Raw genomic sequence first — 16258 nt, 5'->3', positions numbered from 1 at the left:
AAATGGTTGCACACAACAGTAGTTAGTATGAGTAGCCAGACCATAAAATCAATAACTAGTAATCATCATTATAAAAACGCTTTCATAGAGACTTTTCAAAAGTAAATTGGTATAAGATATCTTTTAAATTTTTAATAACGGGAATCCTTTTTTAATCGAATACACGTAGGCATGTCAAATGTGAATAATTCTATCAAGGACAAGAAAGGTTTATAAAGATGCATCACTATCCATCTATCTACATGGTTTGTTATGCGGGAAGGTAGTTATTACTTTTCGATCCTGTGTTAATTGAGCATCCACCAGAGCTTATAGTTTTATATATAAAGTATTATTATAAAAAATGCCTTGAATATGAATTCAAGGCATTTTTTAATAAGGTAAAATGGTTTTATAAATCAAAACCGATCTCTACGCCTAGTTTAGTAGCAATAAGCTTAGTGATGCGAGATTTAATCTCTGGTATTTTAACAGATTCTAGTACGCTATTTGCAAATGCAAACATCAATAAGGCACGAGCTTCTTTTTTAGGAATTCCACGTGCTTGCATGTAGAACAGTGCTTCGTCATCTAGTTGACCTATAGTACAACCATGAGAACATCTTACATCGTCTGCAAAGATCTCTAATTGAGGTTTTGCATTAATAGTAGAAGTATCGCTTACTAATATGTTATTGTTTTGTTGATAAGCGTTGATTTTTTGAGCAATCTTATCTACAAGAACTTTACCATTAAAAACTCCTACAGCACGCTCGTCAAAGATTTGCTTGTATTCTTGGAAACTCTCGCAATTAGGCGCTGTGTGGTGTACTAGTGTAGAGTGATCTACATGTTGTTTACCTTTTATAATGGTGACACCATTAAGTACAGAGTTACAGTGCTCGCCACGCTGGTAAAAACTCAAGTTATTACGAGTTATTTTACCACCGAATGAGAACGTGTGAATACGTACCTCAGAGTTGTATTTTTGCTCTGCAAATGTGTGATCTATTAAAGAGGCACTCAATTTATCGTTCTGAATTTTATACCAGTCTACAAGAGCACGCTTTGCAGCATATATTTCTGTAACACAGTTAGTAAGAACAGCGTTATCACTTAGACTTTGATGTCTCTCGATAACTTGTACCTGAGAATTTTCTCCTACTACTACTAGATTACGAGGTTGCGTCATCATCTCTGCCTCATTACCAGTAGAGAAATAAACGATCTCGATAGGCTTTTCTACCGCTATGTTTTTTCCTATATGTATGTAAGCACCTTCTTTTGCAAACGCTGCATTTAAAGAGGTAAGTCCATCCTTAGTTGCTAGTTTGTTATAATAATTCTCAATTACAGATGCATATTTAGGATTATTTAATGCGCTAGACATTAAACAAACGTCAAATTTATCATGCGTAGTTTGAGAAAGATGCGAGCTATAAATACCGTCTATAAATATAATGCGATAAGCATCAATTTGATGGATAAGGTATTTTTTAATATCTCCATAATCGATAGATGTTTCCTTTTTAGGGAACAGGCTATAGTCCTTATTAAATAAGGATTTTAATGAAGTGTATTTGTATGCTTCTTCTTTACGCTGTGGAATCCCTAGATTTTCAAAATCTTTCAATGCCTCACCACGTAGTTTATGCACGTAGTTATTAGTTTCTACCTCATTTTCTAGGGCGATAAAAGAAGAAAGAATATGGTCTTTAAAACTCATAATTGTTGTTGTTTAAAGAGTTGGATGTTGTTTCCGCTTTCGCGAAAGCGAGATCATCACAATCCTATTAAATTTATGCTTCTACTTCTTCTTTGATCCAGTCATAACCACGTTTCTCTAATTCTAGAGCTAGTTCTTTACCACCAGATTTTACAATGCGTCCATTATAAAGAACGTGTACAAAATCAGGAACGATATAGTCTAGAAGTCTCTGGTAGTGTGTGATAACTATAGTTGCGTTATCCTTATTTTTTAACTTATTTACACCATTTGCCACGATGCGCAGTGCGTCTATGTCTAGTCCAGAGTCAGTCTCATCAAGAATGGCAAGTTTAGGCTCTAGCATGGCCATTTGAAAAATCTCGTTACGCTTTTTCTCTCCACCAGAAAATCCTTCATTTAAGGAACGAGAAAGGAATTTACGGTCTATTTCTAAAAGCTCTGACTTCTCACGTATCATCTTTAACATGTCCTTTGCGGTCATGTCATCTTTACCTTGAGCCTTGCGAGTCTCGTTGATAGCGGTTTTCATGAAGTTAGTTACAGAAACACCAGGAATCTCTACTGGATACTGAAATGAAAGAAAAACACCTCTGTGAGCTCTTTCTTCAGGATCTAACTCTGCAATGTCTTCACCTTCTAGAGATATTTCTCCACCAGTAACTTCGTATTCTTCACGACCAGCGATTATATTTGCTAGTGTAGATTTACCAGCACCATTAGGTCCCATTATTGCGTGAACTTCTCCTGGGTTTACCTCTAGATTGATTCCATTAAGGATTTCTTTTCCCTCTATAGTTGCTTTAAGGTCTTTAATCTTTAACATATCTGTTATTTAACTTCTTTAATATCTAACGTTTTTCCAGTCTTAATGACGTTTGCACTTGTAGCTGGAGTTACTTCTATAATTTTTGTAATGGACACCATTTGATCCCATCCTTCACCTAATTCTGATTTTAATGGGTTGGGCTGTATGGTTCCATGAATAACGACATTTACCATGTCAAATTCTGTTTTCTTCAATGCTGTTGCAACTTCATTAAGTTCGTGCATTTTATCATTGATCTCTACGGCATAGATCTCGTTTCTTGTAGTAAGAACAGCAGCGTCTGAGAGGTAAATAAATTCACCTTTATAAATCTGTTCTCCTTTGGGAAGTGCCTCTTCCTTGACCTCTTTAGTTACTAAAGTTTCTCGGTTAGACTGGCTCTCGTTTTTACATGAGGCAACACTTAATACTAAAAAACTAAAAACGATTAATCGTTTCATATCTGATAAATTAATTGGTTATCGGTTGTTGTTTTTATCCTACAGATCCTTCTAGACTTATTTCTAGTAGTTTTTGCGCTTCTACGGCAAATTCCATAGGTAATTTATTTAATACTTCTTTAGAAAAACCATTTACGATAAGTGCAATTGCTTTTTCAGTATCGATACCACGCTGGTTGCAATAGAAAATCTGGTCTTCACCTATTTTACTTGTTGTAGCCTCGTGTTCTATTTTAGAAGTACTGTTGCTATTTTCTATGTATGGAAATGTATGCGCACCGCACTCATTACCCATTAATAAGCTATCGCACTGTGAGAAGTTACGAGCATTAGTCGCACGAGGACCTATTTTAACAAGACCGCGATATGAGTTTTGAGATTTACCAGCACTAATACCTTTGGAGATAATGGTACTTTTTGTATTCTTACCTAGGTGAATCATCTTAGTACCGGTGTCTGCTTGCTGGTAATTATTAGTTACTGCAATTGAATAAAATTCTCCTACAGAGTTGTCACCTTTTAAAATACAACTTGGGTATTTCCAGGTTACAGCACTACCAGTTTCTACTTGTGTCCATGAGATTTTTGAATTTTTTTCACAAAGTCCACGTTTAGTAACAAAGTTAAAAACACCACCTTTACCTTCGGCATTACCAGGGTACCAGTTTTGCACGGTAGAATATTTTATTTCTGCATTATCCATAGCGATTAGTTCTACTACAGCAGCGTGCAGTTGATTTTCATCACGTGATGGTGCGGTACACCCTTCTAGGTAGGAGACAAAGCTGCCCTCGTCTGCAACAACTAGTGTTCTCTCGAATTGTCCTGTACCACCTTCATTAATACGGAAGTATGTAGAGAGTTCCATAGGACATTTTACACCTTTAGGAATGTAACAAAAAGAGCCGTCAGAAAATACCGCGCTGTTAAGTGCTGCATAATAGTTGTCTTTTTGAGGGACTACAGTACCTAGATATTTTTTTACTAACTCTGGGTGATCTTGTATAGCCTCAGAAATAGGGCAGAATATGATTCCTTTTTCGGCAAGGGTTTCTTTAAATGTAGTCGCTACAGAAACTGAATCGATCACAATATCCATGGCTACACCAGCAAGTTTCTTTTGCTCGTCAATAGATATTCCTAATTTTTTAAATGTCTCTAGTAATTCTGGATCTACTTCGTCTAGACTGTCGTACTTAGGTTTAGAATTAGGTGCAGAGTAGTAAGAGATGGCTTGCAAATCTGGTTTTTCATAAGTTACATTTGCCCACTCTGGTTCTTCCATCTCGATAAATACACGATAGGCTTGTAATCTCCAGTCTAACATCCATTGTGGTTCATTTTTCTTTGCAGAAATAATGCGTATCACATCTTCACTTAATCCTACAGGGATAGTATCTGATTCCATTTCTGTATAGAATCCGTACTCGTACTCCTTATTTTGAAGCTCTTTTTCTAATTGTTCTTCTGTATACTTTGACATATATTTTCTTTTAATTCCGCTTTCGCGAAAGCGTCATTACCTACTGTTTCTTATAGAGAAAACGATTCTCCACAACCACAAGTTCTTTGTGCATTTGGGTTATTAAACACAAAACCTTTACCATTGAGACCACCACTAAATTCTAGAGTAGTACCTACTAGATAGAGAAAACTCTTCTTATCTACGGCTATTTTTACATCGTTTGCTTCAAAAACCTTATCGGTTTCTGTAGTTACCTTATCAAAATTTAAATCATAAGAAAGTCCACTACAACCGCCGCTCTTCACGCCTACGCGCACAAAGTCCTGGCCTATTGTAAAACCTTCCTCACTCATTAATTGAGTAAGTTTAATCTTTGCAGTTTCAGATACACTTATCATATAAATTGCTTATTTAAAATGCATACAAATATACGACACTAAGAATGGTAAACATGAGACGGCCATGATATTCTCATATAGTGATATACAATCTGTTTATTGTAAGTGATATTTTAAAGATTAGGTTCTTTTTATGCTGTCATTGTGGGGTATATCGTAATTTTGCAACATGATAGAAGATAAAAATCCACAACGTACTCCTGTAGAGAGCCTAGGTGAGTTTGGCCTAATTGATTTTATGACTAAGAATTTTGAGATCTCTCATTCTTCTACGGTTACAGGTATAGGTGATGATGCCGCTGTATTAAATCATGTTAATTCTACTGTAGTTACTACAGATATGCTGGTAGAAGGTGTTCATTTTGATCTGAGTTATGTTCCTTTAAAGCATTTAGGGTATAAAGCGATTATGGTAAATCTATCTGATGTTTATGCCATGAATGCGGTAGCTACTCAGGTAACGGTTTCTATTGCGATTTCTAATAGATTTCCTGTAGAGGCTGTTAAAGAGTTGTATGATGGTATAGAAACGGCGTGTAAAACCTATAATGTAGATCTCATAGGTGGTGACACAACGGCTTCTAGAAGTGGTCTTGTTATATCTGTAACAGCTATAGGTGAGCAGGTTGCAGATAAGATTGTGCATAGAAAAGGTGCTAGTGATGGTGATTTACTAGTAGTGTCTGGTGATATAGGTGCTGCTTATATGGGACTTCAAATTCTAGAAAGAGAAAAAGCTGTTTTTAAAGCAAACCCACAAAGCCAGCCAGATATTGATGCGTATAGCTATTTATTAGAACGTCAGTTAAAACCAGAGGCAAGAAAGGATATTCTGAAACTGCTAGAAGACTTAGATGTGTTACCTACTAGTATGATAGATCTCTCTGATGGTTTAAGTTCTGAAATTATACATTTATGTAAACATAGTAAAGTAGGGATTACTGTTTATGAGGATAAAATACCTCTAGACCCTACGGTAATCACTGCTTGCGAGGAGTTTAATCTGGATAGTACCACTATTGCTTTGAGCGGTGGTGAAGATTATGAATTACTGTTTACTGTAAAGCAAGAAGATTTTCCTAAAATCAAAGCAAATCCAAGTTTATCAATTATAGGGCATGTGGTAGATGCCTCTCTAGGTACTAATCTAGTGACGCGTGGTGGTGAGCAAATCCCAATAAAAGCCATGGGGTGGAATAGTTTTCAAGAATAAGAAATGGGCAGTCCTGCTTTCTGTCTTTTGCGAGCCATGTCGTTTAATGCTTTGTTTATTTGTGAATGTAAGTCGTTAAGCGGCACGATTTTTCCATAAATAGTAGTGGTAATTTGTTTACCGCATTTTGAACAACACATTTCATGTACACGTTCATTAACTACATGGGAAACCTTATAGTTATGCTTTGTAATGGAGCATCTTGCGGCCTTAAAAAGGGAATATTTTTTACGCATAGATATGTAGTATTAATTTAAAAGTATTCTAAATAGAAGTACCCCAACTAATATATGTAAAATTGTTAATAAATTTTGTCTAAATGCGTAATTATTCGATGAAAAACATTTTTTTAAGGATATCATCATCGTTAGTTAACAGTGACATGTGTCCGCAATCTATTTTTGATATTTTAGCATTAAGATTTTTAGCTTCTTCTATTATACGATTTGTTACAATTATCTGATCTTTTGTACCGTAGATATAATGAACTATTATTTTAGAGTTTGCTAAATCTGTAATATGGTTTTTTCTATCTCGCATACATACTAGTGCTTGCACTATACTTTTAATGGTAATAGAGTGTGCCTGCTCTTTCATTAGTTTGATACGGTCATAGTGTAATTCCCTTTCTTTTGAAGAGAAAAGGTTGCCTATTGCCATGTTTATGTAGGCTTCTTGATGCTTTTGAATTAGATTTATGGATCGGTCCCGTAATATTTTTCTCTCTTTTAAATCTTCTCCGGCGATGCTATTTAATAAGGTAATGGAAGAAACTTTTTCAGGTCTCGCTTGCGCAAAAGCAGAAGCTAAATAACCGCCCATACTATGACCTACAATAGCTACTTTTTCAATGTGTTCTTTTATAAGTATGTGGTCTATTAATAAGGTAAGAGATTCTAGAGTGTACAAAGATGTAAATTCTGGACTGTTACCGTGACCTGGCAGATCGATTTTTAAAAGTGAATAATGATTAGATAGTTCATTTTCTAGATAAGCCCATTGTTGCATACTACCCAAAAAGCCATGTATTAAGATTAAAACAGGTCTCTGGCACTTTATATATTCATAGTGTAATCTATCCATGTAGCAAAGGTAGTCTCTAGAAGGAGCCTTAAGTATTACGACTTTGAAATTTTATTTAAATAAACTATCAAAATTAAACCATATAGAATGGGTTTCATACAGTAAATAATGCACCGATGGAATATGGGCAAAGATATTTCTGATTTATTGTTCTTTGTAGAGAACTGTTTTTATGATACAAAGTTGTTTATGTCCAGAAATTATCTCTCTATTGGTAGACCATTAAAGTAAAGTAGATTGAGTGTGTAATAAACTAACTTAAGAATGGCCAGTAGCATATCAAAATATCTATGTGTGTTATTATAACACGAGAAAACCATAGTATTTTATGAAAACGATTTTAAAAGAAATCATAATCCTGTTTGATATATAAGTTTACAAAGCCACATCTCTAAGAGATGTCAAGTTAGCTACTGGTCTAGCAAAGGTTCTGTTTATAAATACTTTGAGAATAAATAAGGCCTAGAACAGCAAGTATTAAGAAATCCAAGCCGTTAAGTGTTTTTTTACTATCAATAACAAAATTAATCAATCGACTAGTTATGAATCTAATATGGAAAGGCTGTTTATTTTATTTAAAAATCATTTCATGAATATGCCTTATGCTGGGATTTTACATGTACATAATAGCGCTGTATAAAATGACGATGTAGACCCAGTTTAAGATAGCAATCCCTTAGTATACTGGGTACTTTTCATTTACATAGCGCCTGATAATAGAAATTGTAAAAAAATATATTATTTCAATAAAACACTGATGTAGACCAAATGGAGCACGTTTATAATGCCGTGCTAGAGTGCTAGAAACCGTTATGATGATGAGTAAATTAGAACCTAATAAAATTGCGATGACTAGATGTTCAAAATTTTCAATAAATTTAAATCAAAGTTTTTTAAGTGTTGTAAAGCAGTAAGAGAATAGATTATATTCATTGATTTAATTATCTGTAAAAGTTATGCAATCACTTAGTAATCAATTATCTGATAGGGTATAACAGGTAGTTTTTATAGTGTTTTAAAACTCCGATTTACTAAAAGGAGTTATTTTCTAACAAAATAATATCGTTAAAATTACTATGTTAATCATTTTAAAAGCTTTTTAGATAGATTACATTTGAAAACTAAAATACCTTCAGTTGTCCATACCATCACAGTCATTTGAACAGTACACGATTGCTTTTTATAACGTAGAAAACCTATTTGATGTAGTTAACGATCCTTCTATTATGGATCAAGAATTTACAGAATTCGGTCGCAAACAATGGACAGAAAGCAGGTATAAGAAAAAACTAGTAAGGATAAGTGATGCTATAAGTAGAATAGGTCATGAGCAGACAGGTAAACTGCCAGCAATAATAGGACTTGCAGAGGTGGAGAACAAGAAGGTGCTTAACGACCTAGTCTCGCAGCCCAAACTCGCAAACCATAATTATGACTACATCCATTACAACAGTCCAGATGAGCGAGGTATCGATGTCGCTTTATTGTACGACACTACCGTTTTTGAGCCCACACACTCAGAGCCTGTAAATATTCACCTAGAAGATGAAAACGGTGTAGTAGACACTACTAGAGATATACTGTACATAGAAGGAGTTCTAGCCGGTACTCCTGTGCGTATTTATGTGAACCACTGGCCTTCCCGACGCGACGGTGCAGAAACTACTGATAATAAGAGAGTAGAAGTAGCAAGGCAATTAATCCATCACATAAATACTAAGGATATAGATTCTAAAAGGTTTAAAAATAATCTAGAAATAGAGACCTCTCATCACGTGATTATTATAGGAGATTTTAACGATGATCCAGAGAATAATAGTATCAGAGAAGGAATACTGCCTAACGGTTTTGACAACGTCACTGCGCCCTTAAAGAAATTCCATCGTGGTTCTTTGAATCATCGGTTTAAATGGAATCTTTTTGACCAGATTATGGTAAGTGATAGTTTACATAATGATGTACCAGATTCACTCTACTTTTATAAAGCAGATATTTTTGATGATATCATGTTAAGGCAGTGGAAAGGAAAATACCGTGGACAGCCTGCAAGAACATTTGTAGGACGCAATTATAAAGGTGGATATAGCGATCATTTTCCTGTTTTTGCTATATTCAGACGTAACTAAATGTTATTTAACCATAAAACAAAACGCTTAATCTATTATAAAATTGTTAAATAGAACTAGCCTTAGATTTTTTATATATTCACCATTCTAGATATATTACTGGTATTTTTATGTAAAAGGATTATTAAAGTTTCGCTTTCGCGAAAGCGAAAATAAGAACACTAGAACTCCTTGTAATTGGAATTATTCAGATTATATTTATCCATACAAAACTATAACACAACCTTAAAACTAACTTTGTGAGAATGAAAAAATTACTTGCAATGGGGCTCTTTTTCTCTATCGCTGCTACTAGCTTAGTGCAAGCACAACAAGATCCTCAGTACACGCAATACATGTACAATCAGAATGTTATCAATCCGGCCTATGCTGGTACACAAGATGGCTTAAACATAACCGCATTATACAGGCAACAGTGGTCTGGGGTTAATGGAGCGCCAGAGACTATTACTCTTTCTGGAAGTTCACCATTAGGGGAACGTTCAGGTGTGGGACTATCCCTAATTGCTGATAACTTGGGTCCAGTTCATGAAACTAATGTTTATGGAGATTATTCGTATCGATTACAAGTCGGAAAGAAAACTACTCTTGCCCTAGGTCTTAAGGCTGGTGTATCGTTTTTTGACGTAGGTTTTTCATCAGTGGATACAACGACTCCTGGAGATGACCTGTTTTCTCAAGACGTAAATGAGACTTTTCTCAATTTAGGTGCTGGAGCATTCTTATATGGAGATAACTGGTATGCTGGTTTTTCTGTGCCCAATATGTTAGAAAGTAAACATTTAGATGAAAACAGTTTAAAATTCGGAAATGAAACACAACATTACTTTGTAACAGGTGGATACGTATTTGATGTTGCAGATAACATTAAATTAAAGCCGCACGTATTAGTAAAAGGTGCATTTGACTCTCCAATTAGTTTTGATTTAAATACGAATGTATTATTCAATGAAAAATTTGAACTAGGTGTTTCTTATCGTCTAGAAGATTCATTCAGTGGTTTAATAGGCATGAATGTTACTGATAACATAAAAGTAGGATACGCCTATGACCGTGTAGTGTCAGATATCTCTGTGGTGTCTAACAGTTCTCACGAGGTTTTTATAACCTTCGGTCTAGCTTTTCCTCGTAAAGTGATGCAGTCACCACGTTTCTTCTAATTTAAACAGAAAAGAATACATCCATGAAAAAATTATATATATTCTTAATTGTATGCGCTGGTATTGCGATGAGCGCGCAAGCCCAAAGTGATAAAACTGCAAAAGCAGATAAATTATATGAGCAACTGCGCTATGTAGATGCTGCCAAAGCTTATGAAAAACTTATTAGCAATGGTCTAAGAACACAACATGTCTATACTAAACTGGCAGATTCTTACTATTTCAATAGTAATTTTAAAAAAGCAGAGAGAAATTATGCAAGAGCTATAAAGCGTGATCCTAAAGCAGAATCACTTTACAGATATGCACAGTCTTTAAAAGCATCTCAAAAATATGACCTTTCTAATACGATTATGAATCAGTTTGCAAGTCTTGCACCTAGTGATGATCGTGCTAAGGAATACAAGTCTAACCCTAATTATATCCAAGATATACAAGGAATGAAAGACGGATTTACTACCCAAGCTCAAAAATTTAATACTGAGGCAAGTGATTTCTCAGCACTTCAAGTAGGTGGTAAATTATATTTCTCTAGCGCTCGTAATGAGAATAGAGGTACATATGGATGGAATAAAGAACCTTATTTAGATATTTATGTAGCTACTATCGATGACGCTGGCATTGTTGGTAAACCAGCTCTTATAGAAGGTGAAGTAAACACAAAGTATCATGAAGGTACTATGGATATCACTCCAGATGGTAAATTCATGTTCTTTACTAGAGTAGATTATCTAAAAGGAGATTATGAAAAAGCTATAGATGGTGAGAGTAAATTAAATATTTACCGTGCTTTAAAAGCTGGTGGTGAGTGGAGAGATGTTTCAAGTACTTCTTTAGAATCACAAGAATACGGTGTAGGTCACCCTTCTATTACTAAAGATGGTTCAACTATTTACTTTGCTAGTGAAGCGCCAGGAGGATTAGGTGGAACTGATATTTATAAAGCACAGCTTAAAAATGGAAAAATATCCAACCCAGTAAATTTAGGTCCCACAGTTAATACATCTGGAGATGATTCTTTCCCACATGTTGCAGACGATGGTGCTCTTTACTTCTCAAGTAACGGTCACTTAGGTCTAGGCGGACTAGATGTATTTAAATTTATGGATGGTAAAGTAACTAACATGGGTGCTCCTATTAATAGTTCTTTGGATGATTTTGGATTTACTTATTCTCAAGAAACAGGTAAAGGTTATGTTTCTTCTAACCGAGTAGGTGGTAAAGGAGGTGATGATATATACAGTGTAGAAAAAATTGAAATTTGTGAAGTTGCTGTAAATGTTAAAGTAGTAGATAAAGAAACAGGAAAAGCTATACCTGGTGTTATAGTTTCTTTACAAGATGCTGCTGGAAATAGTATGCCTGGACAGACTACAAATACTGATGGTATCGCTGTATTTACTACAGATTGTAACCTAGAACTAACAGCACGTGGTGCAAAAGATAAATATGAAAGTGATGAGGCTACTCTAACAATTGCTCAAGAACAAACTGCTATGGTAGAACTAATAATGACTCCAGAACCAGAAATCGTTGAAGATAAAATTATCTTAAATAAAATATACTTTGACCTTTCAAAATCTGAGATACGTCCAGATGCTGCGCTGGAGTTAGATAGACTAGTTGGTCTTATGAAAAAATACCCTACGCTAGAAGTTCTTGCAGAAACCTATGCAGATATTAGAGGATCAGATTCTTATAACCTTGCTCTTACAGAAAGACGTTCAAATAGCATTATCAAATATGTAGAGTCTCAAGGAATTGACGGTTCTAGATTAACTGCTGCAGGTCGTGGAGAAGCTAATCCAGTTGTGGATTGTAAATCTAAAAAATGTACAGCAGACGAATATGAACTATCCCGTAGGTCCGAATTTATTATAATAAAAAGATAAAGGGTATTATTATACGACACAAGCTTTTAAAAAAGTCCATTTGTAATTGCAAATGGACTTTTTTTATTTCTAAAAGCTATGCAAATTTGTTCGCTAAAATGAGCATATTAATTATCTTAACCAGATGAATTCATTTTTAGAAAAAGTCCTTACAGACTTAGGAAATAAAAATATAGATGTCATGACAGCTACTTATGTCGTGCCATCTAGGCGTGTAGGTATTTTTTTAAGCAGGTATCTCGCACAACGTATAGAACAACCTGTTTTTTTACCTATTATTTATAGCGTTACTGAGTATATTGAAAAATTAAGTCAGGTAGAAATAGTTAATGATCTCGATTTATTGCCCCTTTTTTATAAGGCTTATAAAAGTGTAGAAACAGAAAATAATGTAGACAGTTTTGATGAATTCATGGGCTGGGCAACTACTATACTTAAAGATTTTAATGAAATGGATCGCTATCTAGTAGATCCAGAGCAGTTCTTCAATTATCTGGGCAGTGTGAAAGAGATGGATCACTGGGCATTAAATAAAAATCCAACTTTGATGGTGTCTAAGTATTTGAGGTTTTGGAAAAAACTCCATTTATATTATAATGCTTTCCAGCAATTATGCTTAGAAAATGAAACGGTATATCAGGGGATGGCTTATAGGTTAGCTTTCGCCAAAGCGGAACAATTATCTAACGACTCTACTGCTACTAACAAAACCATTTTCTTAGGGCTTAACGCACTCAATACCGCCGAATCTAATATTATCCAAAAACTGCTAGAGGAAAATCAGGCTTATATTTACTGGGATATAGATCAATACCTTATGGAATTGCCTTATCATGAATCTGGTAAATTTATACGCAAGTTTAAAAAAGACTGGAAGTATTATGATAAGAACGAGCTTAACATATATGGTAATGAATACCAGTCTAATAAGAAAATAGATATTCATGGTGCAGCTGGTAATTTAAGTATGATCCAGGTTGCTGTGAAATTAATGAAGCAAATACCTCAAGAAGAGCTAGAAAATACTGCTATTATCCTCGCAGACGAGAGATTGCTTTTACCATTACTAGACGCTATACCAGATAATATTGAGCACTTTAATGTAACGATGGGTTTATCTCTAGACCAGTTACCGCTATCTGCATTTGTGTATGATATTATTAAAATGCATAATGAGGCCTCTGATGATGGTTATTATTACAAAGGAGTAGTAAATATTCTAGAGTCTTCATTTGCCTTTGTTTTAATAGACAGTGACTCTCGTAAATTAGTAAAATTTATTAAAGACAATAATTTAATCTACGTGACTCCATCTAGTTTTAATGAGGTGGTAGAAGGTACTATTATGAATTTAATCATGACACCTATTCAAAATGTAGGTGAGCTTATTAAGTTAATAGAAAGAGTTCTGTTAGAGCTAAAGGCCAGGTTATTGCAAGTGGAGAATAGAAGGCTAGAAATAGAGCAATTACTAGGTATTACAGAGGTAGTACAGAATTTATCTACCATAGTAGATAATAATGAAGAGATAAAGGATCTTAAAACGGTGGCCTATTTATACAAGCAACTGGTTCCTTTAAAAAATCTAGATTTTATAGGAGAACCTGTACGCGGTTTGCAAATAATGGGACTTTTAGAGACCAGAGCATTAGATTATAAAAACACCATTATGTTATCGGTAAATGAGGGGATTTTACCTGCAGGAAAATCTACAGCTTCTTATATCTCTAATGATATGAAATACCAGTTTGCACTGCCTACTTATTCAGAGAAGGATAGTGTCTATGCATATCACTTTTATAGATTACTACACAGAGTAAATCATGCAGCATTTATTTACAATACAGAAGGTGATACTCTAGTTGGTGGCGAGAAAAGTAGGTTTTTAACACAACTAGAAACAGATCCTAATTCTAAGCATATAGTATCTCACCAGCATTATATCTTTAAAAATAGCGCTGTAAAAGAAGAATTAATGGTGATAGAAAAAGAACCATCTTATTTTAAAAGATTACAACAAATAGCGAGTAGTGGTTTCAGCCCGTCTGCCTTAACGAGTTATGTGCGCAATCCTATAGATTTTTATGCTAGTAAGATTTTACGTATTTCTCAAATGGAAGATGTAGAAGAAAATATAGCAGCAAATACCATGGGTTCTATCATACATGAGGCGCTGGATAAACTGTATCAGCCCTATGTGAATAAGATTTTAATCAAAGAAGATTTTGATAAAATTAAAAAACAGATAAAGCCAGAATTAGATGTGGCTTATCAAGAATGTTACAAGTCAGATTCTAGTCCTCTAGGTAAGAATAAAATCATTTATGAAGTATCACTGCATTATATAAAAATGATGGTGCAAAGCGATCTAGATCTAGTTGCCAGCGGTAGTGAACTAATTATTAAAAGTGTAGAGCGCAAACTAGAGGCTGTAATTGATGTGCCCGAAATAGGTAAGGTAAAAATACATGGTATGGTAGACCGTATCGACCAGTTAGATGGTAAGTTGCGTATTATAGACTATAAATCTGGTGCAACGGCTAAAGGTAACGTAGGTATAGATCCAGAAAACTTTGATATCATAATCGATGATTATGGAAAAGCTAAGGCATTTCAAGTACTCATGTACACATACTTATACAGCCATAATGAGCCTTTTACAGAAGCAAGTGCTGGTATAATAAGTTTTAAGAATTTTGATCAAGGCTACATACCTTTTGGTTTTAAAGCCGGAAGATCTTATAAAGAAAAAATGATCGATGTTGTAGTGCTTAAAGATTTTGAAGCGGTACTTTTTGTGTTGATTAAAGAACTATTTCATAAAGATATCCCTCTAACAGAAAAGCCCGTATGATAACCAGTAATAACAACATAATAAAAGGAGAGAACAACCGTGATATACTGTTAGACTTTGAATATTTAGAATCTAGTACGCCTTTACCTGTCGTAGTTTTTTGTCATGGATATAAAGGTTATAAAGATTGGGGTGCATGGAGTTTGATGGGTTCGGCTTTTGCCAAAGCGGGATTTCTATTCATAAAATTCAACTATTCACACAATGGGGGCACGGTAGAGCAACCCATAGATTTTCCAGATCTAGATGCCTTCGGAAATAATAATTATAGTAAAGAAGTACGTGATACGGTTACAGTACTGGACTGGATAGAGAACTCTGAGTTGCCTATAAATAGCACTCAAATCAATCTAATTGGACACTCCAGAGCTGGTGGGATTACCACTATTGTTACCGCAAAAGACAGTAGAATTTCAAAACTGATTACCCTAGCTGCAGTAGCTAATTATGCAGAGCGTTTTCCTAACGGTAAAGCATTAGAAAACTGGAAAGAAAATGGTGTCATGTACGTTAAAAATGGACGTACCAAACAAGAAATGCCACTTTTTTATCAGTTTTATGAAGATTTTGTTCAAAATGAAGAAGCATTAACAATTCTCAAACAAGCTGAAAAAATAAAGCAGCCACACCTTATTTTACATGGTGAGAATGATACAACCGTTCTAGTATACGATGCTCTAGCCATTCATAAAGCCAGTCCTAACTCTCAATTAAAGTTGATAAGAGAGGCTAACCATACACTAGGCGCTTCACATCCTTGGGAATCTAGTTTATTGCCTGCTCATTTAAGAGAGGCAATTCAGTGTATGATAAACTTTTTAAGATGATTTTCTAAATTTTATAAAACAAAAAAGCCAAGGATGGAGCTCCTCAGCTTTTTCTAGAAGTCCAACATAACAATATAAAGGACTCTTTTCTATAAACATCTTTTCTATCTATTTATCGTTAGATAAATACAGCAAGTAAAAGTTAATTCAACTAGTTTAATATTGCTGGGGCGCAAATATAGTTCTTAAAGTTACTATTTAAAGCTATTTTATAAAGATATTTAATTTTAAAACAACGTGTAATCTATATTGATACCACCTCTTAC

At 34.6% G+C, this 16258-nt stretch carries 13 protein-coding genes; 6 read left to right on the top strand and 7 right to left on the bottom strand.

The features are described from left to right. Positions 1-391 precede the first annotated feature (391 nt). From sufD to Q0838_RS10835, 5 genes are all read right to left on the bottom strand, one after another. Positions 392-1705, bottom strand: a complete 1314-nt coding sequence (sufD, locus tag Q0838_RS10855) for a Fe-S cluster assembly protein SufD (protein ID WP_298954758.1) — start codon at positions 1703-1705, stop codon at positions 392-394. Positions 1706-1778: 73 nt separating this feature from the next. After that, positions 1779-2531 (bottom strand): Fe-S cluster assembly ATPase SufC, encoded by a 753-nt coding sequence (gene sufC / locus Q0838_RS10850; protein WP_298954755.1) that lies wholly within the window; start codon positions 2529-2531, stop codon positions 1779-1781. Between the two features lie 5 nt (positions 2532-2536). Then, the gene (locus Q0838_RS10845; RefSeq protein WP_298954752.1) at positions 2537-2974 is read right to left on the bottom strand and encodes a component of SufBCD complex; all 438 of its coding nucleotides are present in this window, start codon (positions 2972-2974) and stop codon (positions 2537-2539) included. Between the two features lie 34 nt (positions 2975-3008). Further along, the gene (gene sufB, locus Q0838_RS10840; RefSeq protein WP_298954748.1) at positions 3009-4457 is read right to left on the bottom strand and encodes a Fe-S cluster assembly protein SufB; all 1449 of its coding nucleotides are present in this window, start codon (positions 4455-4457) and stop codon (positions 3009-3011) included. Between the two features lie 50 nt (positions 4458-4507). Continuing rightward, positions 4508-4837: an iron-sulfur cluster assembly accessory protein gene (locus tag Q0838_RS10835; protein WP_298954745.1), complete on the bottom strand. Its 330-nt coding sequence runs from the start codon at positions 4835-4837 to the stop codon at positions 4508-4510. Positions 4838-5006: 169 nt separating this feature from the next. Here Q0838_RS10835 and thiL point away from each other — a divergent pair, with 169 nt between their 5' ends. Further along, complete coding sequence (gene thiL, locus Q0838_RS10830) at positions 5007-6050, top strand: thiamine-phosphate kinase (protein ID WP_298954743.1); 1044 nt, start codon at positions 5007-5009, stop codon at positions 6048-6050. Here thiL and Q0838_RS10825 read toward each other — a convergent pair. Both Q0838_RS10825 and Q0838_RS10820 read right to left on the bottom strand, forming a co-directional pair. Next, complete coding sequence (locus Q0838_RS10825; protein WP_298954741.1) at positions 6041-6286, bottom strand: hypothetical protein; 246 nt, start codon at positions 6284-6286, stop codon at positions 6041-6043. The two genes, thiL and Q0838_RS10825, sit on opposite strands and share 10 nt — an antisense overlap. Before the next feature lie 91 nt (positions 6287-6377). Then, positions 6378-7133 carry an alpha/beta hydrolase gene (locus Q0838_RS10820; protein ID WP_298954739.1) on the bottom strand — a complete coding sequence of 252 codons (756 nt, stop codon included), beginning with the start codon at positions 7131-7133 and terminating at the stop codon, positions 6378-6380. A gap of 1136 nt (positions 7134-8269) precedes the next feature. On the opposite strand from Q0838_RS10820, the gene Q0838_RS10815 reads away from it, so the two are divergent. From Q0838_RS10815 to Q0838_RS10795, 5 genes are all read left to right on the top strand, one after another. Further along, positions 8270-9259: an endonuclease/exonuclease/phosphatase gene (locus Q0838_RS10815; protein ID WP_298954737.1), complete on the top strand. Its 990-nt coding sequence runs from the start codon at positions 8270-8272 to the stop codon at positions 9257-9259. Between the two features lie 245 nt (positions 9260-9504). Beyond that, positions 9505-10419: a type IX secretion system membrane protein PorP/SprF gene (locus tag Q0838_RS10810; protein ID WP_298954735.1), complete on the top strand. Its 915-nt coding sequence runs from the start codon at positions 9505-9507 to the stop codon at positions 10417-10419. A 23-nt stretch (positions 10420-10442) separates the two neighbouring features. Then, positions 10443-12311 (top strand): OmpA family protein, encoded by a 1869-nt coding sequence (locus Q0838_RS10805; RefSeq protein ID WP_298954733.1) that lies wholly within the window; start codon positions 10443-10445, stop codon positions 12309-12311. Positions 12312-12435: 124 nt separating this feature from the next. After that, entirely contained in the window at positions 12436-15165 is a 2730-nt protein-coding gene (locus tag Q0838_RS10800; RefSeq protein WP_298954731.1) for a PD-(D/E)XK nuclease family protein, read from the top strand. Then, positions 15162-15992: an alpha/beta fold hydrolase gene (locus tag Q0838_RS10795; protein WP_298954728.1), complete on the top strand. Its 831-nt coding sequence runs from the start codon at positions 15162-15164 to the stop codon at positions 15990-15992. Before Q0838_RS10800 ends, Q0838_RS10795 begins: the two co-directional genes overlap by 4 nt. Positions 15993-16258 lie beyond the last annotated feature (266 nt).

Source organism: uncultured Nonlabens sp., assembly GCF_947495285.1.
In the GTDB taxonomy this organism is placed as follows: Bacteria; Bacteroidota; Bacteroidia; order Flavobacteriales; family Flavobacteriaceae; genus Nonlabens.
This window is presented reverse-complemented; position numbering and strand designations above follow the sequence as displayed.